Here is a 23,406-nt window from a genome sequence, read left to right as displayed (position 1 = left end):
TGGGGCTCTGTTGATTTTTCTGCCTGCGTTCGCGCTCAGCAGTGAATCAACTCACCCAACGTTGTCCCTATTCTTGGTCTTCATCGTGCTTCTCGAATGGTCGAGGCTACGAGCTGTTAGACCGCGCTTGGCGTCCTCACCAAGGCTGTGATTCGCAGTGGCGACATCAACTCCCCAAAATCACCTTCTGGATACCCGCAAATATGAAACTATCTAGCCTTTTCAAAGGGATAGTGATCTTCAATCCAGTGTTGCTGATCAATGGGCGAGCGAATATACCCGCGATTATCCAGTTCTGGCAAGCAAATTTCTGGATATTCAACTTCTTGATAGGAAATTTGTTTAAGCAGGTGGTGAATGCAATTGAGTCGCGCTTTCTTTTTGTTGTCCGCATCCACCACAAACCAAGGGCTCTGGCGGGTATCGGTATGGGAAAACATCCGGTCCTTGGCTTCTGAATACAGCTGCCATCGAGACCGAGACTCGAGATCCATGGGGCTAAATTTCCAACGCTTTAGCGGATCGGTGAGTCGCTCTTTAAAGCGCTTTTCCTGTACGTCATCGGAAACCGAAAACCAGTACTTGATTAAGATGATGCCCGAACGAATCAACATCCGCTCAAACTCAGGACAGGAGCGCAAAAACTCCTCGTACTCATCTTGAGTGCAAAACTCCATGACGTGCTCGACCCCAGCTCGGTTATACCAGCTGCGATCAAACAGCACCATCTCTCCGGCGGCGGGAAGTTGAGCAACATAGCGCTGAAAATACCACTGGGTTTTCTCTCGATCGGAGGGAGCAGGCAACGCGGCGATGCGGCACAAACGGGGGTTTAGCTTCTCAGTGATGCGCTTGATCACGCCCCCTTTTCCGGCAGCGTCTCGGCCTTCGAACAGCACCACGACCTTGAGCCCTTGCTCCTTGATCCATTGCTGCATCGTCACCAACTCTATCTGCAACTTTTTAAGCTCAGATTCGTAGAGTTTTTTGTCCATGTTCGCCCTTCCTTATCACCAGATGGTGAACTCAAGGTGCGCCAATAAGCCTGATGCAGGCTTAAGTTACACCCATTAATAGCAATTTTTATTTAATATAGATCAATAAGATGCAACAAAGTTCTCAAAATCACATCTGAAAATAACTCGCCACTTTCATCTTCTGTTTACATGTGATTAACTTCACCCCTTGTTAGTAATAGTTCTCAATATCACCATGGAAAACGAATTAAATCAGGAAGATAAACAGGTCACCCCCATTGAGTTCAGCGGAAGCTACTTTGAATACTTCAAGCTGTGGAGCGTAAACCTGCTTCTCACCATTATTACCTTAGGCATCTATGGTCCATGGGCCAAAGTCAGAAATCTCAACTACCTCTATGGCCACACCAAAATCCTAAATCAGGGCTTCCGCTATCTCGCGAAACCGATGCAGATTCTGAAAGGTCGAATCTTAGCGTTAGTCTTAATGCTGCTTTACTCTATAGCAGTCCAAGTGGATCCCATCATTGCTATGGTTTCGGCCTTGGTGCTCATGGCGGTATCGCCATGGATGATTGTTCAGGGACTGAAGTTCTCACTTAAGATGACCAGCTATCGTAATGTGCGCTTCTCCTTTACGGGCAACTATATCGGGGCGCTGCTGGCGTTTGTTGTCTACCCGATGTTATCAATCTTAACCCTATTCTTAGCCATGCCTCTGGTAGTAAAAAAGATGGATCAATTCATCTATAGCAACATCCAGCTAGGCGGCCAACAGATGGATGCCTCAGAGTTAAAAGCCAAGCGCTACTTTATCGCAGTGCTTTTAAGTGGATTAGCGTCCATTATCTTGATCTTTTTAGGCATCTCCATCGCCCTAGGGTTTGGCGGCATAACGAATCCAGACGACACACCGTCTTTGATGTTTTTGGCTACCGTCTATGTTGCGATGTTCTTCTCAATGTTCATTGGCAAAGCGCTGTATGCCTCTTTGATTCTGGTGCATATACTGGAATCCATTAAGTTGCCAGAGATCTTCCGCTTCCGCCCAAGAATCAAGCTAGGGCAGCTGCTTTGGTTAAACCTAAGCAACACCCTGCTGTTGATGGGCACCTTAGGGTTAGCCTACCCACTGATTGTGATTCGCCGCTCCAAGTTCCTGTACTCCAACATCGATCTTGAGCTCGAACCTAAGGCGCACACACTGGCAAACACCGTCCACGGTGATCAATCGGCCTTTGCCGACGAAGCCGCCAACGCCTTCGATATCGATCTCTCTTTAACCTAGGAACGCCCATGACGCACTCTGTATCTGGAAGCTTCGTTAGCAGTCTAGGCTCCGAAATCACTCCAGCGAAAGTAGAGATACGAGCTGATGGTGACTTTGTTGTTCGCCATAAAGACACCGGAGAGACCATACAGCAGGCGAGCCCTGAGCAGGTCTCCTACGGAGACGTTTTACCTGGGCTGGAAGTTGACCTGCTGTTTTTTGATGGCAGCAGGTTTACTCCAGACGATGCGAAATATCGATGGCCAAAGCAGTCAGCAAGCCAATCGTTACTGCATGGTTTAGAAACTCGCTGGCTCAGCGTGGTCGTGGCCACGGTGGTGCTGCCACTGGTGCTTTGGGTGTTGGCCTACCGAGTCCTTCCTCAAGCAGCAGACTTAACCGCGCCATACCTACCCGATTGGGTATCGGTGCAGATGAGCGAGCAAACCTTAACCGTATTGGACAAAACCGCTCTCTCCTCAACCCAATTGAGTGAAAGCGAACAGCAACAGGTGCGGCAGCTGTGGCAGCACATATTCGATAACTCCACCTTGGATCAAAGCCAGTACACGCTACTGTTTCGTGATTTCAGCTTAGGTGCGAACGCCTTTGCGTTGCCGGATGGTACCGTGGTGTTGACCGATGACTTCGTTAACGAGTTAAAAGATGATCCCGAGGGGATCATCGCGGTAATGCTCCATGAAATTGGCCACGTAAAGCATCAACACAGCCTAAAACTGGCCACACGAGCCACCGCGGCTGGTGTCATGTTCGCCCTAGTTTTAGGTGATATTGAAGGCGCCGGAGAGACCATCATAGGAACCGCCACAAGCTTGCTGCAAAGTGCCTTTTCAAGAGAGATGGAGACGCAGGCCGACACGTTTGCGCTTCGCTACCTCAAACGTCTTGGCATCGAAACAGAGGCTCTTGGGCGAGCTCTGGCAACCATCACTCACATCGATGAAGGCGATGCCAGAGAGTTTGAAAACTTCTACCAGTATTTCAGCTCCCATCCGAAAACCTTAGATCGGATTGAAAACTCAAAACAGGCTGATCAGCAGCCCCGCGATTAGGGAGTATCCAATGCCGAGCGTAACGCGCTCGGCATTATTTACCTTTGGATTCGGTCACCGCCAATTTTGCCTGAATAAACTCACTGTGGCGCAGATACAGCAGATCGCTGACTTTACGGATCATCGCCTCCTCATGAGGCTCTAGCACGTCGTCCTCATAAGCCACACGCCATAGCCCTTCTAGCAATTTAAGCTTTTGATTCAGAATTAGATTTTTCTTTACCACGTTAGTAAAGTTATGTACTGAGTTGGCCTCTTCGGTTTGGGTTAATGCCTCCTCAATCAGATCCCTAGCTTCCCGATCCGACAACTGATGTAGCCCCTTAATCAGATGCCACACCGCTTCTTTCTCCTGATGGGAGATGTGAGAGTCCGCTCGTGCAACCTCAAGTAACAGTGCCGTAGTGGCAAGCTCGACATTAAGCTCATTGGCATGATCATCATGGTGTTCGAACAGGGATTTCAGGCGACTTATCATCGGCATCGACCTCACAGAGATGGGTTGTTACTAGAGTGGACAAAGATTATTGAACCCAGTTCCCTAAGAGTTTTCATCATTTGCCTCTGTCTAGCAAAGCTCCAAAAACAAAGAAGCCAGCAATATGCTGGCTTCGCTCTTTTCTATGTGGCTCACTTAGCACTAACGGATTCCAGATACTTCACCATCTCAAACTTAGCTTCTGCTCTCGCTTTATCCAGCGGTGTTTGACCATCTCGGCTGCGAATATCCACACGACTGCCGTTTTCAACCAACAGCTTCGCCGCCTCCAAGTTATTGGCCCATACCGCATCGTGCAGCGGCGTATAGCCATTACGTGGCCCGATGGCGTTCACATCGAAGCCGGCATCAATCAGCAGACGCACAATATTGAGGTTGTCCTGAAACATGGCACCGTGAAGCGCCGTACCGCCAAAGCTGTCGCGGGCATCGGGATCCGGGTTGGTTGCCAGCAGCTTGATGACCAGCGCCTCATCACCGTGATAAGCGGCGCCATGCAAGCTATCATCGCTGAACGCCCAAAATGAGATAAGCAATGACAGCACCAATGTGAGTAGCGAACCTCGAGGTGTCAGTTTCATGTTGTGGACCTTTATCTTGCAAATAAAAGGCAGCCGCTCGACTGCCTCCTTGGGCTGTGGTTTACGCAACTGGCGTTACTTGATAATCGTGAATGGTCACATGGCCGGTCTCGTCGATAGTCACCTGCCAGGTTTCATTCACCAGCAAGCTAATGGTCTCGCCCTTTGGCTCTGACTCAGGGAAGGTTTCCGCGTCTAAGCGGATGCGCAGGTCCACCTGATAACCGCCCTCCTTTTCAGTCACTAAGGTCTGCTCAACCTTGTGTTCGCAACCTGGTTTAAAGGTGCGACGGGCAAAGGCGTACCAATCTCTAAAGCCTTCATGGCCTTTAAAGCTGCCCTCTGGCATCACTAAATTCAGATCGTTCGACAGGTGGCCGGTAAAGAACTCACTCTGCTCTGGCAACTGATCAAACTGAGCAAACCACTGAGCCACCAGCTTGCGGATGCGACTGCTGGCCGACTCAGTAATGTCGCTGATTTGCGCCATTAACCGGTTGGCATGATCGCGGGCTTTGGCCTGCACCTGATCCAATTCGTTGTAAACACCGGGAATGTACACCATGCCGTGGGTATAAACAGGCTTGCGGTAGTTCATGCCCGCCAGATACGCGGTTTGCTCTAAAGGACGCATTAACTGCTCAATAGAGAAATGGTTGTAGCCCAGGGGGCTGTACGCCTCCTCTGGCCCACCCACGGTAAAGCTTAAGATAAAATCTTTACCTTTCAGCTTGTCCCCTTGCGGACCATAGGCGAAGTTAAAGCTGAATACGTCGTCCATCCACTTTTTCATCAGCGCTGGCATGGAGTACCAGTAGTAAGGGAACTGAAGCACAATGACATCGGCTTCAACCAAGGCCTGCTGCTCCGCATTCACGTCGATCTGATAGTTGGGATAGAGGCTGTCCAAACGACGGATTTCCACGTCCTCAAGGCCTGCAGATAGCTGCTCCAAAATCACGGTGTTGGTGAACGATTTGCTTAACTCAGGATGTCCTGAAATGACGAGTACTTTGCTCATGCTCTGCTCCAAAGGGGTATCTGATTTGATGGAGCCAGTGTACGAAAGCTATTAATTAACTTTTAGAGGAGCATTACCTAAATAATTATTAGCCACTACCTATCAGTAAAAGCTTACAAAAATGTATAGTTGACGAAAACTGCCCGCAAGCTCGCCTAGGTAAAGTAGCACCATCAACCGGGATAATCCGGCGTTACTTAAGCGAGGACTACACAATGAAATCATCCATCACCACCAAACCGATCATCTTGGCAGCAGCTCTAACCACCATCTTCAGCGCCGGTGCATTTGCCGATGACGCACCGGCCAACATCGACGCCGATGCGGTCTCATTAAAGCAGGCGATCATGGTTGCCAAAAAGCACACCGGCGGCGAGCCGATGGAAGCTGAGCGCGAAGTTGAAATGGGCCAGGCGTTGTATGAGATTGAGCTGATTGGCGACAACGGCAACAACTTCTACACCGTAATCAGCGCCACCACTGGAGAAGTGGTCATTAGCCGCGAGAAACGCGAACGCGACCATGACGATCTCATCGAGCAAGCCGCGTGGTTATCTGGCGTCAAATCTGGCCAGTTCAAGTCGCTGGAAGCGGCGCTGAGCGACGCTGAAAACCAAAACAGCGCACAGGTCTATGAAATTGAGCTGGAAGACGACCACAACGTCAGTTACGAGATGAAGTTGGTGAAAGCCGATGGCAGCACCATGGAAACTCGCCTAGCAGCCCAATAATGCCTTTCTGTTTAGCGGGCACCCAAACCGGTGCCCGAAGGAGCAATGATTATGATTAACTCAAACCGATACGCAAACTTGCGAGCGAAATTAACGTCTTCCCTGTCGTCCATACGACACAATGGTCTAAAAGGGGTGGTTGAATTGCTGGCGTTTACTCTGTTTTTTGCCCTAGGACTGGTTACACTAGGAGCCTGTTTATTGGCAGGAATGATCGGCGCATTGCTGACCAAGTGGTACGCCCACAACGCCAATCAAACCAATGCCAAAGAGGACCAGCCGGTATCCGATTCGGCCACTCAAGAGAGTCAACAACCCATCGTTGCCGCCTAGCGTGGCTTTGATGTGGCACAGCAACCGAGAATCATCATGCGAATTTTGTTAGTAGAAGATGACGTCAGCCTAAGCCGCTTTGTCGACAAAGGGCTGAAAGAAGCCGGACATTACGTTGAGGTGACCGACAACGGTAAGCACGCCCTAACCCTTTGCATGACAGAACAGTTTGATGTAGCCATTGTTGACCGAATGCTGCCAGGCCTGGACGGCCTGTCTCTGGTTAAGGCCCTGCGCGCGGCTCAAATCGCCACTCCGGTGCTGTTTCTTACCTCATTAGGCGGGGTGGACGACCGCGTCGAAGGGCTGGAAGCCGGAGGGGATGACTACCTCACCAAACCCTTTGCCTTTTCCGAATTGTTGGCCCGCGTCACCGCGTTGTCGCGACGTTCGGTGACCATCAGCAACCAAGCAAAGCCAGAACTGAGTTATGGCGATCTCACCCTAAACATGTTTGAGCACAGTGCCAGCCGCCAGGGGAAAGTGCTGGATCTTCAGCCTAAAGAGTTTCGAATTCTGGAGCTGTTTCTGCGCCACCCTGGGCGAGTGATTACTCGCACCATGTTGCTGGAACACGTTTGGGATATCCACTTTGACCCGCAAACCAGTGTGGTGGAAACCCACATCAGCCGTCTGCGCAACAAATTAGAAAAACCCTTTGGTGACACCTTGATTCAAACCGTGCGCGGTGCGGGCTACAAACTGGAACACAGGGGAGAGACAAACCGATGATTCGCTCCCTCACCACTCGATTGACCCAAGGGGTTAAGCTGCCTACTTGGCTGCAGAGCACCGCGACACAGCAGGGGCTGATGTTTGTGTTGGTCTCAATGCTGAGCCTGATGTTGATGGCCAGCCTCAGCTTGGCCTATGTGGATTACGAACTCGGGCAGCAAAATAAAGAGATCGTCAAAGAATCCAAACAGTTGGCTCGTGGCCAGAACGTAGACATTGATGACGACCCCATCGAAGACGATGACATTCTGGCGGCACTGACCACTGGCTTTGTGCTTTCAGGGCTGCTGGTCACCGGCTTTACTGCCGCCATCGTCATCGCCATGACTCGCGCGAGCCAGCGGCGCATTAACCGCATTGAGCAGGTACTGGCCGCCGCCGCTGAGGGCGAGCTCAGTGCCCGCACCGGCGAAACCCATAAAATGAACGATCTGGCGCGCATCGGCGTTGCCGTGGATGAGATGCTATCGCGGCTCGAAGGCTCGGTGGCGGCCATGAGTGACATCTCAGCCAACATCGCCCATGAACTCAAAACCCCAATTACCCGGCTGCAACATAACCTGTGGAACATCAAAGATGCCGCGGATGCTCTGGCTATTGAAGACGCTCAAGACTTGCAGCGGGAGTTGGAGCAAGCACAGTCAGACTCTCAGCGTCTGGCCAGCATCTTTGATGCCCTGCTGCGAATTTCACAGATCGAATCCGGAGCGCGCCGCAGTCGATTCTCTGAGGTCGACATCAATGCCATTATCGACACCGTAGCCGATATTTACGTGGATGTGGCCGACGATGCCGGCATGACGTTGTCGGTCAACAAGCCCGACAGCGCCCTCAAGATTCAGGGCGACCGCGAACTCCTGATTCAGCAGTTAGCCAACTTGGTGGAAAACGCCCTGCGCTATTGCCCCCAAGGCAGTCGCATTGAGCTTGAAGCCCACAATCAAGGCAACCACATAGCAATCACTCTGGCCGACAATGGGCCGGGAATCAGCGATGCCGACAAACCTCGAGTATTTGAGCGGCTGTATCGGGTGGACAAAAGCCGCACCGATGGCGGCTTAGGCTTGGGTCTGTCTCTGGCCAAAGCGGTCGCTGGGCTGCATCACGGTAGCATCAGCCTATATGACAACCACCCAGGTTTAGGCGTAAAGATTGAGCTGCCCATCTAGCCAACACTGTGGGCAGATTTAACCAGCTGCCCACTGTTTAACGTCTTCCCAACCGCTAACTCTGTCGCGGGCCTTTTTCAGCTCGGCGAGGCTTTGCCCCTCGCCGTACTCCGTCCGCTTTCGCGCCACCACCTTGCCGCTTTGCCTTTGGCACGTAATTTAAGATGGAGGTGGGAATCGGTTTGCGAGGCTCAAAACCTTCTACATCACGACGTTCAAGCAGATGATCCAGTCGGCTTTCGATCATGCACAGGTTTTTAAAATCATCTTTTGACAGGAAAGAGACCGCCTCACCCAGTGCGCTGGCTCGGCCAGTACGGCCGATGCGGTGCACGTAGTCGTCTGCCGGGAACGGCAAGTCGTAGTTCACCACGCGCTCTAAGTTATCGATGTCGATGCCTCGGGCTGCCACGCCGGTAGCAATCAGATAGGCAATGTTTCCCGATTTGAAGTCTGCCAGAATTTGCTCTCGCACCGCTTGGGAGCGGCCGCTATGAATACACTCGGCCTCAATGCCACGTTTGGACAGCTGCTCCACCAACTTGGCCGCACCGGCTTTGGTTTTAATGAAGATCAGCGCCTGTTGCCACGGCGAGGTTTGAATCAGGTGGCTCAGCAGCGCCGACTTACGGTCTTTATCGACAGGAATCACCCACTGCTCAATATTGGACTTGCTGGCCTTGGCCGCCGCCAGTTTGATCTCAACCGCATCGTGAACTGCCGATTTGGCTAAGTCTCGAACGCGGTTAGACAAGGTGGCGGAAAACAGCAAAGATTGACGTTCCCGTGGCAGCTTTTCAACGATGCGATTGATGGTGTCGATAAAGCCCATGTCGAGCATTTTATCGGCCTCGTCCATCACCAACACTTCCACTTCATCGAAATGCAAGGCGCGGCGAGTGTACATATCCAGCAGTCGCCCAGGGGTCGCCACCAACAGATCAACGCCTTCAATCAGCGCTTCCACTTGAGGCTGAATCTCGGTGCCACCATACATGGCAAGCACATTGAGGTTCAGGTGTTTGGCGTATTGCTGAGCGTTATCGGCAACTTGCACTACCAGCTCTCGAGTAGGAGCCAGTACCAGAGCGCGAACACGCTTTTTGCGCTGAGTTTGACCTTGGCTCAGGCGCTCTAAAATCGGCAGGATGAACGCCGCCGTTTTGCCGGTACCGGTCTGCGCCGCGGCGATGAGGTTTTGCCCCTTTAAGGCAAAAGGGATGGCCTGACGCTGAATTTCTGTTGGCTGTTGATAGCCGCATTCGGCCACAGCATCGGCAATGGGTCGGCTTACCCCTAAAGAGGAAAATGGCATAGTTGCTCTCATAAAAAAATCAAAGCCGCAGAGGGGTTACCACTGCGGCTTGGTAATGAGGGCAAGTATATCAGCCCTACGGAGTCAGGGGCATTATTTGCCCCTCATTGGTGGCCTAATTCACTGAGTTTTAGGCGTTGTAGTGCGCTAAGCGCTCAACCAGCAGCTCCACAAAGCCCGGACGGTCAAGATCCATGGCAACCTTGGCGTTTGGCTCATTGCCACTAAGCTGGTAACGGTCAACCACGGTCATGCCCTGTGTGTGCTCGCCTTTGGTTTCCACACCAACCCAAGTATCGATGCAGCTAAATAGCTCAGGGTTAATCAAGTAGGCGATGGTGCAAGGATCGTGCAGTGGCGCACCTTCAAAGCCCCACTTAGGATCTCGGTGATACAGCATGAAGAAGTCCAGCAGCTCCGCCACCACCTGCGCTGGGCGGTTGTCGATGGCACGAATGCGCTCGATATCTTCAGCCATCATCTGTGCCTTGTGGGTCACGTCTAAGCCGTGCATAACCACAGGCAGGCCGCTGCGGAACACAATATCGGCCGCTTCAGGGTCAACCAAGATATTAAACTCAGCCGCTGGGCTCCAGTTGCCAGCACCAGCAGAGCCGCCCATCAGAACGATCTGCTCGATGTTGTCTTTGCATTCTGGGTAGGTGGCCAGCAGCAGCGCAATGTTGGTCAGCGGACCGGTTGGTACTAAAGTCACCGGCTGCTTGCTGCCCAGAATCTTTTCGGCCATCAGTGCCACACCATGCTCGCCCACCGGAGCAAAAGCTGGCTCAGGCAGTTCTGGCCCATCCAGGCCAGATTCTCCATGTACGCTATCGGCAATAATCAGCTCGCGGCTAATCGGTTTGTGGGCGCCGCCAGCAACAGGGATGTCGGTACGGCCAATCAAGGTGAGTACTCGCAGCGCGTTGCGCAGGGTTTTGTCTGGCGTTTGGTTACCAGCACTGGTGGTCACGGCCAGCAGCTCCAGCTCAGGGCTTGCCGCTGCCAAAATCAGGGCGATGGCATCATCATGGCCAGGATCACAATCGAGAATAATAGGTCGGGTCATCTAACTCACCATTTCAAGGTAAACAATTCTTTTTCGTTTGAATCGCAAGCATAGCCCCAACCATGAATCACATCCTAGATCTGGATCGAAAATTCCTGTTTTTACTTTAAAGGCAGTAAGTTAGCCGAATTCCAACCGCTAACGTAAAGTTATTGAGCTCGAGTACAAAATGGCTGTATCTTTTATGAACAGTTTTCACTGCACTTTATAAAAATGCAGCCAAGCAAGGACGCAATTATGGACTCTCAAACCCAGCTTATCCCCGAGCTGCAACACTGGCACAGTCAGGGGCAGTATTGGTCATGGCAGGGGCATCGTTGGTTCTATGGGGAGCAAGGACAAGGCCCTGCCCTAGTGCTGATCCACGGGTTTCCTTCAGCTTGTTGGGATTGGCAATACCTGCTGCCAACGCTAAACCAGCGATTTCGAGTGGTTTATTTGGACATGCTGGGATTTGGGTTTAGTGATAAACCCGTTGTCGCTTATGACCTGTGCCAGCAGGCCGATGCTTTCGAGGCCCTATGTCAGCAATTGGGCATTGAGGAGGCTCACCTTATCGCCCATGACTACGGCGACAGCGTGGCGCAAGAGCTCCTTGCTCGTCAAAATGGCGGTGAGGCAAAAGTACGCTGGCGCAGTGCGGCTTTACTTAACGGCGGCCTGTTTCCCGATGCTCATCAGCCATTGCTGATTCAAAAACTGTTGGCCAGCGGAATCGGCCCCTACATTGCTCCCCTTATTGGCGAGGCGGCCTTTCGCCGCAGCTTGAATAAGATCTGGGGCAAGCAACCGCCATCAGAGACGGAGCTGACCGGGCTCTGGCAACTGATGTCCGTCAATCAGGGACAGCGTGCCCTACCCTACCTGATTCGCTACATGCATCAGCGGCGGGTACATCAACAGCGTTGGTTTGATGCGCTGGATCAGAGCCAGATTCCCATCACCCTAATTGATGGTGTCGACGACCCCATTTCCGGCCACTCTCTGGTGAACTACTTTGCCGACCATCTGCCTCAACATCCTATTGTTCGCCTCAATGGCGTTGGTCACTACCCGCAACTGGAAGCCCCAGAGCGAGTATTAGATGCACTAAACCAATTTTGGGATACCGCTGTTGGGGCTGAAGTCACTGAGTGACATTAGCTAGCCTATAGAACTCGGTCAGCCAGTTACCCGCTTATCCAGTAATTGGTTCCCTGACGCAGTCAGTCGGTTACCAGCGTACTCAGATATATGCTCCCTGACGCACATCAGGACCCAGTGGCCCTGCTTCTACCATCCCAGGCCACTAGATACCGGCCTTCGCCGGCAAGGCGTTTGAAAGTACGGCCGATATCGCTTAGCTTGGAGTTATCTTCTAGCCCGCAAACGCCTCCCTGACGCACGTCAGGGTCCTGAGTTCTTTTTGGGCGTCTGAGGCATTAGCGTCCTTGCGCCCAAGACCCAAAGACACTGGCTACCGGCGTGCGCCGGCAAAGCGTTGGAGAGTGCTGCCGATAACGCTGAGCTTGGATTCATCGGCTAATCCTACAAACGCCTCCCTGACGCACGTCAGGGCCCAGTGGCCTTTTGCGGCGTGTGAGGTATTGGCTTCCTTACATCCAAAACCCGAGGACACTGGCTACCGGCGTGCGCCGGCAAAACGCTGGAGAATGAGACTCCACACTTATCTCAATTTCAAAGCGCTAGGTTTGAAGCGTTTTGGCGATTCCGCTATGGTGAGTAAAACGAAAAAATAGTGGGTAACCCATGGAAAACGCTCAGAAAGTTTTAACATTTCTAGTTGATAATAAGCTGCTGCTGAGCATTGTGCTTATCTTCATCATCTGGGGCATTCGGCGGCTCACCCTCTACCGCATTCGTGGCGATGCCATGTTCCTGTCAGAAGACCAGCGCAAGTGGATCTCACTGACCAAAAACACCTCCTTTAGCATCGTACTACTGTCGATGTTCCTATTGTGGCGCTCTGAAGTCAGTGAATTTGCTCTCTCCTTAACCGCCATCGCCGTGGCCGTTGTGGTGGCATCGAAAGAGATCATCCTCTGCTTTACCGGCTCCATTCAAAGAGCTTCCTCGCGCTCATTTCGCATCGGCGACTGGATTGAAGTGGGCAAAAGCAGTGGCGAAGTACTTGAGCACAACCTAATGGCAACGGTGATTCAGGAGATCGATCTGCACCATGGCCACTACCATTTCACCGGCAAAACCATTACGTTGCCCAACAGCATGTTCTTCACCTATCCGGTCAAAAACCTCAACTTCATGAAACGTTACGTCTACCACAACTTCACCATTGTCGTGCCCGGATTTAAAAACTTGCTGCCGCTACTTCCTGAGTTCAATAAGCAAATTGAAGGGCATTGTGAGGAGTTTATTGAGGTGGCGCGCCGCTACAATGGCGTGGTCGAAAAACACGCTGGCGTCGACCTGCCAGGGCCCGATCCCCATGTGCACATCGACAACTCCGCTTATGGCGACCAGAACGTTCACGTGATGTTGTTCTGCCCTACCGAGCAAGCCAATCACCTGGAATTCTTAATACGCTCTGACTTCATCACCGCCTACCATGAGCTGTATCCGGAAAAGTCGGACTAACCTAAAAACTGAAAAAGCCCCAGTTCGGGGCATTTTAGTATTGGAAGCTTAGTAATCGGCTTTGCGAAGGCTGTAGCGCACCACCGAGTCTTTCCACTTGTCACCGCTTTTCCAGCGCTCTAGGAAGGCGGGAGTATTTAGCACCGCTCGGCCGCCGATGGCAGTAATGCCCATCTCAAACAGCAGCTCCGGCAGCAGGCTCACACTTGGGCCAACCAAGGCCACATCGGTGGCATTTTGGCAATGGCTCAATACCGACTCTAAGGTGTGGTTGATGACTGTGGTGCCGGTGATCAGCACCTTGGTGCACTGCGCTAACTTGGCGGTATCGTCCGTCACCAGCAGGCCGTTTTCCTCTCGAGCTAGGTCTCTGCGAAGCTCAATCACGGTAACGCCGATCCCCTGTTGCTGCAGCTGCTCCACCAATGGCGGGAAGTAACCCACCATGCCGACACGATCGCCATCTTGAATATTAAGAAGCGCTAGGCTGTCTTCCGATTTGGGATAGGAAAACTGTCGCTGCGTTAACAGGCTTTGGCTGATGCCATTAAGCGCAGCGGCGCCAAGCACCTGTTGCCACGGCTCATCACTTAGATACAGCTCAGCCAGCTCAGAAACCGGCTTGCCGATGAAGCCCTGATACAAAGCTTCATCTTGCAAACGAGTGAGGGCATCCCCTAGGCGAGTGTAGGTAAGGCCTACGGTGCCATCTTCCAGTTCAATGGCACCAAACTTGGCGCTTTTGTTGTTTTCGATGTCACCAGTAGCGATGTGAATGGCGGTGACCTTAAGCGACGCCGTAGCGCCTGCGGCCTCAAGCACCTTGGTATAAAGGGAGTTCATGACGGGCTCTTCAGTGGAATTTGGGAATAAGCTTACTCCGAATTGCGTTTCAGGGGTAACGGCTCTCCTCACAGAACTGATGTGTGTAGTTAAGGACACTGGCTACCGGCGTGCGCCAGCAAAACGTTGGAGAGTGCTATCGATAACGCTGAGCTTGAATTAATCGGCTAATCCTACAAACACCTCCCTGACGCACGTCAGGGTCTGGAGTCCTTCTTTGGGCATATGACGCATTAGCTTTCTTGCGCCAAAGACCCAAAAACACTGGATACCGGCGTGCGCCGGCAAACGAGAATTTAACATCGGTGGTGGATTCTGACTCCCTGACGCACGTCAGGGCCCAGTGGCCTTTTGAGGCGTCATAGGCATTAGCGTCCTTGCGCCAAAAATCCAAAGACTCTGGCTACCGGCGTTCACCGGCAAAGCGTTGGAGAGTGCTCCCGATAACGCTGAGCTTGGATTAATCGGCTAATCCTACAAACGCCTCCCTGACGCACGTCAGGGTCCAGAGTCCTTGTTCGGGCGTCTAAGGCATTAGCTTTCTTGCGCCAAAGACCCAAAGACACTGGATACCGGCGTTCGCCGGCAAAGCATTGGAGAGTGCTGCCGGTAACGCTGAGCTTGAATTAGTCGGCTAATCCTACAAACACCTCCCTGACGCACATCAGGGTCCTGCGTTCTTTTTGGGCGTCATAGGCATTAGCGTCCTTGCGCCAAAGACCCAAAGACACTGGATACCGGCGTTCGCCGGCAAACGAGAATTTAACCTCAATGGTGGGTTCTACCTCCCTGCAACGAGCCCCCTAGACGAGAGCCCGACACAAAAAACGCCCCAAGCTAGGCTTGCGGCGTTTTGGATATCTAACCTATTTTGGCAGTTCAGCCGCTGGGTAATCGGTGTACCCTTCGGCGCCACCACCGTAGAAGGCCGCATGGGCGTCGTAGCCGACTGGCGTCAGTTCAATGCCATACTTAAAGCGGCTCACCAGATCCGGATTGGTAATAAATGGCTGACCGTAGGCCACCAGATCGGCATAGCCCTTGGCCAAAATTGCCTCACCGGACTCCTGAGTATATTTCCCCGCCACCATAATAGGATTACGGTATACCGCACGTAGCTGCTGACGGAACTGCTCCGGCACCTCCTGACAATTGGAGATGTTTTCCGACAGGTGCAGGTAAGCCAGATTCAGTTTCTGCAGCTCAGCGGCGGCTTCTAAGGTCAACTCGATGATTTCTGGGTCGACCTGATTGTCACCCTCTATCACAAACGGCGAGATGCGAATTGCTACCTTGTCTCCACCAATGGCCGCCGCTACTGAACGGGTTACGTCCAACATAAAGCGCATGCGATTGTCGCGACTGCCGCCATACTCATCAGTGCGCTGATTGCTGCTTTCGCGCATAAACTGGTCGATAAGGTAGCCATGAGCACCGTGCAGCTCTACGCCATCAAAGCCCGCTTCCATGGCGTTTTTTGCCGCTTGTACGAAATCCGCGATGGTGTACTGAATCTCGTCACTGCTCAGCGCTCGAGGAGCACTGGTTTCAATCATGCCAAATCCACCCTCGGGCAGCGGGCCATAAACCTGATCAAACACCTTAATGGCCGATGCGGACACTGGCTGTTCACCGGAGATACTCACATGAGAGCGGCGGCCAACGTGCCAAAGCTGCACAAAAATTTTACCGCCTTTGGCATGCACCGCATCGGTAACCTGACGCCAGCCGACAATCTGCGCTTGGGTGTAGATGCCCGGAGTCATGGAGTAGCCACGCCCAACCGCCGAGATAGGCGCCCCTTCGGTGATGATAAGCCCCGCCGTGGCTCGCTGACCGTAATATTCGGCCATCAAGGCGTTAGGGCGATCCCCTGGTTGGTCGGTACGAGAGCGGGTCATGGGTGCCATTGCCACCCGGTTTGCCAGAGACAAATCGCCATGGGCCATAGGTGCAAACAGACCTCTTTCTTCGCTGAGAGGATAATCGGTTAAGCCTTTGGCACCGCCACCAAATAGGGTTTCTGGCACATGAGTCGCCCAAGCTTTGCCATCACGAATGCGGCTTACTAAATCTGGGTTGGCTACAAAGGGGCGACCAAAACCGATCATGTCCGCCAAGCCGGTTTCCAGCGCCGTTTGTGCTAGGTCGGCATCGTATTTACCGGCGTAGATAATCACTCCAGAGTACGCTTGGCGCAGGCCACGCTTAAACTCATCAGACATCACTGGTGCGTCGTCCCAATCCGCTTCTGCGATGTGCATGTAGGCCACGTTGTGACGCTCAAGCACCGCTGCGGCTGCGGTGTAGGTCTGCTGCGGATTAGCATCCACAGTGCCGTTTAAGGTGGTTAGTGGCGCCAGGCGCACGCCCACTTTGTCAGCACCGATGGCAGCGCTCATCGCCGCCACTACTTCATCAAGGAAGCGCAGACGGTTTTCCAAGCTACCACCATAGTGGTCGGTGCGAGCGTTAGACTCTGAGTCGATAAATTGATTGATAAGGTAACCGTTGGCAGCGTGCAGTTCGATGCCGTCAAAACCCGCTTCGATGGCGTTGCGAGCCGCTTGCGCATACTGTGCAACCACTTCGGCAATCTCGGCCACCGACAGCGCTCGTGGGGTTACGCAGTCCACAAAGCCAGGCTCGTCGCTGCCGTTATCCACAAACACCTTCACATTGTCCGCCTTGATGGCAGACGCCGATACCGGCTGCTGGCCACCAATGTTGTCCGGGTGAGTTACTCGGCCTACGTGCCACAACTGAGCGAAGATCACCCCGCCTTTCGCGTGCACCGCGTCGGTGGTGAGCTTCCAGCCATCAATCTGCGCTTGGGTGTAAATTCCCGGCGTCCAGGCATAGCCTTTGGCCAAAGGCCCAATTTGGGTGCCCTCGGAGACAATCAAGCCCGCATCGGCACGCTGAGCGTAATACTCCGCCATCATGGCGTTAGCCGCATCATCGCCATTGTTGGCACGGGAGCGGGTCATCGGTGGCATAACAATGCGGTTGGCCAGAGTGCGGCCGCCCAATTGAACGGTGTTAAACAACGAATCGGTCATGGTTGCTCTCTCAAACTGCATCCAGCCCGAAGCTGGCAAAATGAAATGGTTATCTAGCGTCTACCAAGGGATGTCGCTGCCATCGAACACCTTGAAGCTTCCAGATGCCTCTGGGGTCAATTGGTCGATAACGGCGATCATGCCGGAAACGCTTTGCTGTGGGGTAAAGGTGGCGTTCTCGCCCCCCATGTCGGTCTGCACCCAGCCCGGATGGATAGCCAGCGTTTTAACGCCCTCTGCTTGCAGGTTATTGGCGGCAGATTTTAAGATCTGATTCAGCGCCGCTTTGGAAGCGCGGTAGCTGTACATGCCCCCAGAGCCATTGTCTTCAATACTGGCCACACGGGTGCTGATGCCAACAATGGTTTTCTGCTCGCTAGCCGCCACATGGCTTGCAAATGCTTGAATCATCAGCGCTGGAGCCACGGTATTGATGGTCAGCACGCTGAGCCAATCCGCCTGAGTCATCTTGCCTAACTCGGCACACTGCTCGCCCAATACCCCTGCGTTATTGATGAGGATGTCGATGGCACGACCGTGTAGCTGTTTTGCCAGCTGATTAATCTGAGTCTCGTCGGTCACATCCAGCGCCAGCAGTTCAACCTGCGGACTCTCTGTCGCCAGCTCGGTCAGCGCCGTGGCTGACTGAGGGTTGCGGCAACAGGCCAACACCTGATGACCACTGGCCACATATTGACGAACAAACTCAAGACCCAAACCGCGGTTTGCGCCGGTGATTAAAACGGTGCCCATGGCATCCTCCAACGTATCGATAGTGACGACACTTTACTGCGAGACGCCCCGGCGATTAACCACAAAAAAGACAACTTACTTTTGTCATTTTTACAAATATCTTAGGGTGCAGATTTCGATCTTGTGTTGGTGTCTTTAAATCATTCAATGAGTTAGAGTGAAAACCGACATAGATGTTCAGGGACAGGCGATGACACGCTTTAAAAAACAGAGAGCCAAACTGCTTCAGGCAGCACTAATTTTAGGTGCCGCATCCACCGCTCAGGCCGAGCCCGTGAGCAAAGTGCCAATTCTTGGCGGCCTCTACCACAGCACTCAGATCATCAAGGAGCAGATCCTCGATGGCAGCAGCAACCTGATCGCCACCAGCCGCGATCTGACCCTGTTTACTGTGGGTGGCTTGACGCTAGACGCCTATATCCTGACCCTGCCTCTGGACGCCGACACCAAAGGCCGAGTGATCGCCCGCCTCGCCAACCCAGCCTACGCCATTCAGTTGGGCTATTTTCTGGCGATGTTTAAAGGCCTGTACGGTGGCTACGATGACCAAGACCAGTTCAAGGCCCATCTGCTGACCGTCTATGAGCCTCAAGCGCTTTCCAGCTTTGAACATTCGCTAATGCGCTTTACATCAAAACCCGCTGAACCGAGCAAGGAGCCGGAAAGCCCAAGCCTTGTCAACGATGAACTTATCGCCACTCTGGTCAGCCTGTATGACGTGCTGTTCAACAACGAACGCTGGGTACTGGGCCGCAATCTGGACGATCATTACCAATACCTCGATAACAGCGACGCCGACCAAGCGCTGATCGCCAAAGTTCAGCCTCTGCTGATACCGCTGCTAGCCAAGGTGCATCAAGGAATGGAGCCTGGTGAATTTAAGCAGATGCTGGGGATGATCCTTGAGGATGCTAAGCCAGAAAATGCCAATAAAGTGAACAACAAGGCACAGGCGGTCACCATCAGTCTTATCGACTTTGTGCGCTTCTCGGTGCTTAAAAGCTATCGCCAGTTTGCCCTTGCTAAGCATCGCAGTGACGCCTTTGAGAACTGGATGACCAATACCCTCGATGAAGATCCCAAGGCGCTGCTGGATTTTCTTCGCAGCCAAGATAAACGTCCTCGCGCAGTACAGGTGGTGGTGGATGGTCTGCAGCAAGGCTTGGTGGAAGCTCTGGTCGATGCCGATAATGCCCCGAACCGCTTTCTCACCACCGCGTGGCAACAACATCAGAATCGCCAGCAATTTGAGCCAGGTAATGAGGCCAGCGGCGCTCCAGAGCATCAGCAGCAACTGGGCTTTTTAACCAAATTGGCCGAAGCGCCTTATCAAGATCCTAACTACCTACCGTTTTTCAAAGCCCTGTATCAGCAGCCCCAAGGCATCGTCGCTCAGGGCAGCGCCAGCACCCCAACCATCAGCGTACGCAACCTGCCTATCACCAAGACCGGAGCCAAAGTGGCCGGTCCCGGCGGCACTGGCATCCCCAACTTTCACTTTGTCGACCGCCAGCAAGACCGCGCCTATTACTTCTTTGGCAACGATGCCCTGCAACTGGAGCGCATCTTCAATCAAAGTGGCGGGCGCAGCATGTTTGATCGCCTGCCCTACCTCAAAACCATGAGCTGCAACGCCCAGTATGACTGGAACGCTCAACTGGGCTTTGACGCTTTGCTCAACCTCGGTCTTGGAGAAGCCATTCGAGACTTTGGTGAACGCCGCTGCCTTGGAGAGCTTAACCGCCGCGCCAAGGCAGAAGTTGAGATTCGCCAGCAGCGACAACAACTGATCGCCGCCCTCTCTGACTACATGGAGCTCAGTTGGCTAACGCCCCTGAGTAAAATCAGCGGCAAACGCCATCTTATTGAGCGCATCATCAATCTGGCGCAACTGGCGGAGTCCGGCATGCCGGACTACCTGCTGATCTACAACCCGTGGCCAGATCACTTCGCTCATTTCACCGGGCCCTTCAGTGACGAGATCATTGCCCCTACCGGTGAACTGAATCGATTAGACTTCTGGCTTGGGAAAACGGAATCGGTCTATAAGGATGCAGGCATCTATGAGCAGACCCTGTGGGGGATGGCCGGAGACCACGGTTTAGCACCGGTTTACTACACCCTAAACCCAGAGGTTCAGGTGCTGGAAGCGCTGCAGCAGGATTACGGTATCAAACTGGAAGTGAAAAAGATCTCTTCCGACGAAGGGGAAGGCCCGAAGATCACCAATGCGCTCAACTTCCCTAGCAACCGAGGTGTGGATGTGGTGATCGCCTCCACCGCTGGCGGTAACTACATGCTGGATCTGTTTAACTCACACCAAAGCTGGCAAACCCAGCCTCTCTACGGAGAACTTATCCACTGGCAACCGCAACACTCAGTGCGAGAGATCGATCTGATCAGCGAAGCCGCCACTCGCCTCAAGCACAGCTTGGATTACCTGGTGGTTCGTCAAAGCCCCTGCGACCTTCGCCAGTGCAGCGTTCGCTTAGTGGGGCACCGTGACGGCCAGCGTTTCGATGAACTGATTCAGCGCCAAGGGAAAAAGGTGCTGTATCGAAGCCTAGCTGAGCAATCCAAACCCACACTGCTAAACCTGTTGGCAGATAATCCCTACAAGGCGCCACTCACCAAGCTTCAGCGTCAACAGCAGCAGCGCTTGGCAGACGCCTGTCTGATTCAAGCTAGCCCAAGCAACCCTGAGAGTTGGTGTAACGAAAGCCAGTGGCGACAATTGGCAAGCTTTGGCGCTCGCCCCGATGCCGTAAACCAACTGGCGCACCTGTACGATGAAGACCGCTCCGGCACCATCAACCTGTTTCCTAAAGAGGGGGTGGGCTACAACACCAAGGTACCTGGTCGCCATGCGGGAGAGCACTATCTTGAGAAAGACGCATTCGTAGGGTTCTGGGGCGCACCGGTCACCGCCAAGCAGCGCATCGAGCTCGGAGAAAATGGCTCGCTGGCACCCACGATATACGAATACTTAAGTGGCGAAACCATCACCAAAGACCAAGATGGTTGGGGTTATCCATCACTACTACCTGAACTCAGAGTAACGGCGGCGAATTAACAGCCCAATGGCACGGGTCCTCTACACTGAAAGGAGCTCACATTGAGCTCCTTTTTGTTGGAGGCGAGTATGCGAACCTTTCAGGTAACTCTGATTACGTTACTCATCTGCCTGCTGGTTTGTCTGCGGGTATGGGAGTTTGGCAATACTGAAGTAATCCCAATCACCTCTTCCCCTAGTGGTGAACTGCCGAGCTGGCTATTGGATTAACCTCAATACGATGAACGCCATCAATAAACGATAATAATTATCAAACTCATTGAAATGTTATAAAGTAACAATTACTATGCTCCCCACACGTTTGGAGGAGACTAATTATGAAATCAGGCATTCATCCTGAATATCGCCAGGTGGTATTTCACGACACCTCGATTGATCAGTACTTTGTGGTCGGTTCAACGGTCGCGACCGATCGAACCATAGACTACCAAGGGCAGCTGTACCCCTATGTCACCATTGATGTCTCTAGCAGCTCGCACCCTTTCTACACGGGTAAGCAGCGGGTTGTTGAGTCGGAAGGGCAAATTGCGAAGTTCAAGAAACGCTTTAAGAGCTTAGGACGCAAATCATGAAAGTTCTCAGCTCCCTGAAAACCGCCAAGAAGCGCCACCCAGATTGCCAAATCGTTAAGCGACGAGGCCGGGTTTACGTCATTTGTAAGTCAAATCCGCGCTTTAAAGCGGTGCAAGGAAAAGCCTAATCTTACCGCTTTACTCTCTCATTGATTCAGGGCGGCGTCTCAGTCAACGCCGCCTTTGTTCGCGATTTGAATTCATCTGGCCCGTGTCACCTCAACGGCTCAGTTGGCAGGAAATAGGATCCGCGAGCCGTATCCTTCCCTCGCTATCCGCGTAGCTAAGAAGTTCCTGACGAGTGAAGCTGCAGTCGGCCAGCACCGTGTCCAGCTGAGTTAGTCTAAATCGATATTCCTGCATTACATAATCCCCATGACGTTGGTTCAGATCAGGAATAAACAGATCAATATCCAGATCATGCCCAGGAAAACGAGCGCTAAAACCATAGGCGTAGCGAGCTTCCGCCAGGTCTCTTACCTGCTCATTGGTAATTTTGGACACATAAAAGCGCTCACCTGCGGAGTAAAGCTGAGAGTTAACTTGGTTGAGGTCTAACGCGATGGGATAATCGGCATCGGTTAGCTCCACCGTCAAGGTGTGATATCCCCGATAGATGGTTAGCTGCTCCGTCAAATGGTGCTCATCGCTATAGATGAGGGACAGCAGATTATACAGTGCGGGATCGTTGTCTTGCAGGTGCTGCCTTAAACTCATGGATTCAGGGCGGCTACTCAAAGCCTCATGAGCTCTAACGTTGTTCCAAAGTTCACTGCCCACCGCGAGATATTCAAAACGATTGGTATTGATGTACCCCATGCCTGTACCCGACCATAGATTTTCAGCCTGAGCATGTTGGTAAGCGTTAGCCAATTGCGCTTCAAAATCGGGCACTAAGGTATCCAGAGTCAGTAGATGGATTGAGTGGGTCAACTCATGCACTAGGGTGTTTCCCGACTGTGGATTAGGCCAATCTCCCATGTACACTAGCGCCTTAGAATTGATGCCTGTCAGCGGCACCTCGGGGGTGGCGCCGTAACCCGCTTCGTCAGGGAAATTACGATATTCAGGAACCAGAGTTGAGCCGTAGCCATCGGGCTGCTTCGGAAAAATCACCACCCGAAAATGGCGGTCATATAGCGCTTCACGAATGAGCGGGCCCATGCCAGCCTGCAAATTGTCGTCACTCAATTGGTGGGCCACAATTTCAGCGGCGTTCTTTAAAAGAACACTACTTACCGTTTCAGGGCCAAGCACCGGTATGCCCCAAACATCGATGTACTTAGCGTAATAATCACGGTCCAGCTTGTAAGCCTTTACCACGGCATCAGGCACCGGTGATATCACCTCAAACCGATCGGACTCCATAATCGATTGCTCTTGCGGAGCGGCTGGCCGGGTATCCGGTGTTGGTGACGAATTTCCCGAACCGCAACCGTTTAACAGAGCAATGCCAAAAGTGGTGTACAAAATGGATCTCATGGGGTCTCACCAAGTTCTTAAACCTGCGAAAAATGATAGAGACGCCCGGATTTTTCTCAACCAACAATTATCACATGTCATTGATTTCACTAATTGTTGACAATAAAAATCGCATAATTTAAAGCAAAAGCTCGCCACCTAAGCGAGTAAAGGTTAAGACTTAACGTTCTGATTTGATTAACAATGGAAAAGAGTGATTGGCAGCGACTGTCCAACAAGAAATTACTAAAAACTCCAACCAGCTCACGCATTT

General features: G+C 52.5%; 21 protein-coding genes and 2 pseudogenes. 12 read left to right on the top strand and 11 right to left on the bottom strand.

What is annotated here, in order from left to right; all coding sequences use genetic code 11:
• Positions 1-209: 209 nt before the first annotated feature.
• A complete protein-coding gene (ppk2, locus tag FCL42_RS00885; protein WP_136861484.1) occupies positions 210-995 on the bottom strand; it encodes a polyphosphate kinase 2 in 786 nt (261 codons plus the stop codon).
• Between the two features lie 217 nt (positions 996-1,212).
• Between ppk2 and FCL42_RS00880 the strand changes: the two genes are divergently transcribed.
• Both FCL42_RS00880 and FCL42_RS00875 read left to right on the top strand, forming a co-directional pair.
• A complete protein-coding gene (locus FCL42_RS00880) occupies positions 1,213-2,265 on the top strand; it encodes a YjgN family protein (protein WP_136861483.1) in 1,053 nt (350 codons plus the stop codon).
• A gap of 8 nt (positions 2,266-2,273) precedes the next feature.
• Positions 2,274-3,320, top strand: coding sequence for a M48 family metallopeptidase (locus tag FCL42_RS00875; protein WP_136861482.1), 1,047 nt, complete (start codon positions 2,274-2,276; stop codon positions 3,318-3,320).
• Between the two features lie 34 nt (positions 3,321-3,354).
• On the opposite strand, the gene FCL42_RS00870 is transcribed toward FCL42_RS00875, so the two are convergent.
• From FCL42_RS00870 to FCL42_RS00860, 3 genes are all read right to left on the bottom strand, one after another.
• Positions 3,355-3,804, bottom strand: coding sequence for a tellurite resistance TerB family protein (locus tag FCL42_RS00870; protein WP_136861481.1), 450 nt, complete (start codon positions 3,802-3,804; stop codon positions 3,355-3,357).
• Positions 3,805-3,950: 146 nt separating this feature from the next.
• Positions 3,951-4,400: an ankyrin repeat domain-containing protein gene (locus tag FCL42_RS00865; RefSeq protein WP_136861480.1), complete on the bottom strand. Its 450-nt coding sequence runs from the start codon at positions 4,398-4,400 to the stop codon at positions 3,951-3,953.
• Positions 4,401-4,461: 61 nt separating this feature from the next.
• Positions 4,462-5,421 (bottom strand): NAD(P)H-dependent oxidoreductase, encoded by a 960-nt coding sequence (locus FCL42_RS00860; RefSeq protein ID WP_136861479.1) that lies wholly within the window; start codon positions 5,419-5,421, stop codon positions 4,462-4,464.
• Between the two features lie 215 nt (positions 5,422-5,636).
• Here FCL42_RS00860 and FCL42_RS00855 point away from each other — a divergent pair, with 215 nt between their 5' ends.
• From FCL42_RS00855 to FCL42_RS00840, 4 genes are read left to right on the top strand one after another with little or no spacing between them, the layout of a single operon-like run.
• On the top strand, positions 5,637-6,152 hold the full coding sequence (locus tag FCL42_RS00855; protein ID WP_136861478.1) for a PepSY domain-containing protein: 516 nt from the start codon (positions 5,637-5,639) through the stop codon (positions 6,150-6,152).
• A 51-nt stretch (positions 6,153-6,203) separates the two neighbouring features.
• Entirely contained in the window at positions 6,204-6,485 is a 282-nt protein-coding gene (locus tag FCL42_RS00850) for a hypothetical protein (protein WP_136861477.1), read from the top strand.
• Positions 6,486-6,521: 36 nt separating this feature from the next.
• Complete coding sequence (locus FCL42_RS00845; RefSeq protein WP_136861476.1) at positions 6,522-7,217, top strand: response regulator transcription factor; 696 nt, start codon at positions 6,522-6,524, stop codon at positions 7,215-7,217.
• The gene (locus FCL42_RS00840) at positions 7,214-8,389 is read left to right on the top strand and encodes a sensor histidine kinase (protein ID WP_136861475.1); all 1,176 of its coding nucleotides are present in this window, start codon (positions 7,214-7,216) and stop codon (positions 8,387-8,389) included. Before FCL42_RS00845 ends, FCL42_RS00840 begins: the two co-directional genes overlap by 4 nt.
• 55 nt (positions 8,390-8,444) lie before the next feature.
• Here FCL42_RS00840 and FCL42_RS00835 read toward each other — a convergent pair whose 3' ends face one another.
• Positions 8,445-9,704, bottom strand: coding sequence for a DEAD/DEAH box helicase (locus FCL42_RS00835; protein WP_136861474.1), 1,260 nt, complete (start codon positions 9,702-9,704; stop codon positions 8,445-8,447).
• Positions 9,705-9,834: 130 nt separating this feature from the next.
• Complete coding sequence (gene rihA, locus FCL42_RS00830; RefSeq protein ID WP_136861473.1) at positions 9,835-10,773, bottom strand: pyrimidine-specific ribonucleoside hydrolase RihA; 939 nt, start codon at positions 10,771-10,773, stop codon at positions 9,835-9,837.
• A gap of 237 nt (positions 10,774-11,010) precedes the next feature.
• On the opposite strand from rihA, the gene FCL42_RS00825 reads away from it, so the two are divergent.
• Both FCL42_RS00825 and FCL42_RS00820 read left to right on the top strand, forming a co-directional pair.
• Entirely contained in the window at positions 11,011-11,910 is a 900-nt protein-coding gene (locus FCL42_RS00825; protein ID WP_205729198.1) for an alpha/beta fold hydrolase, read from the top strand.
• Between the two features lie 612 nt (positions 11,911-12,522).
• Positions 12,523-13,368 carry a mechanosensitive ion channel family protein gene (locus FCL42_RS00820; RefSeq protein ID WP_136861472.1) on the top strand — a complete coding sequence of 282 codons (846 nt, stop codon included), beginning with the start codon at positions 12,523-12,525 and terminating at the stop codon, positions 13,366-13,368.
• Between the two features lie 48 nt (positions 13,369-13,416).
• On the opposite strand, the gene FCL42_RS00815 is transcribed toward FCL42_RS00820, so the two are convergent.
• The 4 genes and pseudogenes from FCL42_RS00815 to FCL42_RS00800 form a co-directional block, all read right to left on the bottom strand.
• Complete coding sequence (locus tag FCL42_RS00815; RefSeq protein ID WP_136861471.1) at positions 13,417-14,211, bottom strand: DUF364 domain-containing protein; 795 nt, start codon at positions 14,209-14,211, stop codon at positions 13,417-13,419.
• An 866-nt stretch (positions 14,212-15,077) separates the two neighbouring features.
• Positions 15,078-16,160 (bottom strand): annotated as a pseudogene (locus FCL42_RS00810) (alkene reductase); the annotation flags it as partial.
• A gap of 30 nt (positions 16,161-16,190) precedes the next feature.
• Positions 16,191-17,273, bottom strand: a pseudogene (locus tag FCL42_RS00805) (alkene reductase); the annotation flags it as partial.
• A 60-nt stretch (positions 17,274-17,333) separates the two neighbouring features.
• Positions 17,334-18,026, bottom strand: coding sequence for an SDR family oxidoreductase (locus FCL42_RS00800; protein ID WP_136861470.1), 693 nt, complete (start codon positions 18,024-18,026; stop codon positions 17,334-17,336).
• 157 nt (positions 18,027-18,183) lie between these two features.
• Here FCL42_RS00800 and FCL42_RS00795 point away from each other — a divergent pair, with 157 nt between their 5' ends.
• The 4 genes from FCL42_RS00795 (at position 18,184) to ykgO (ending at position 21,799) form a co-directional block, all read left to right on the top strand.
• Positions 18,184-21,099, top strand: coding sequence for an alkaline phosphatase family protein (locus FCL42_RS00795; RefSeq protein ID WP_229359741.1), 2,916 nt, complete (start codon positions 18,184-18,186; stop codon positions 21,097-21,099).
• Positions 21,100-21,168: 69 nt separating this feature from the next.
• Positions 21,169-21,309, top strand: coding sequence for a hypothetical protein (locus tag FCL42_RS21650; protein ID WP_169308237.1), 141 nt, complete (start codon positions 21,169-21,171; stop codon positions 21,307-21,309).
• A 107-nt stretch (positions 21,310-21,416) separates the two neighbouring features.
• Positions 21,417-21,671: a type B 50S ribosomal protein L31 gene (locus FCL42_RS00790; RefSeq protein ID WP_136861469.1), complete on the top strand. Its 255-nt coding sequence runs from the start codon at positions 21,417-21,419 to the stop codon at positions 21,669-21,671.
• Positions 21,668-21,799 carry a type B 50S ribosomal protein L36 gene (ykgO, locus tag FCL42_RS00785; RefSeq protein WP_136861468.1) on the top strand — a complete coding sequence of 44 codons (132 nt, stop codon included), beginning with the start codon at positions 21,668-21,670 and terminating at the stop codon, positions 21,797-21,799. The genes FCL42_RS00790 and ykgO overlap by 4 nt, the downstream gene beginning before the upstream one ends.
• A gap of 91 nt (positions 21,800-21,890) precedes the next feature.
• Here ykgO and FCL42_RS00780 read toward each other — a convergent pair whose 3' ends face one another.
• A complete protein-coding gene (locus FCL42_RS00780; RefSeq protein WP_136861467.1) occupies positions 21,891-23,153 on the bottom strand; it encodes a hypothetical protein in 1,263 nt (420 codons plus the stop codon).
• Positions 23,154-23,406 lie beyond the last annotated feature (253 nt).

The sequence above is a fragment of the Ferrimonas aestuarii genome, from assembly GCF_005116665.1.
GTDB lineage: Bacteria > Pseudomonadota > Gammaproteobacteria > Enterobacterales > Shewanellaceae > Ferrimonas > Ferrimonas aestuarii.
Note: the sequence above shows the minus strand (reverse complement) of the source record. Positions and strands in the feature narration are given on the sequence as shown.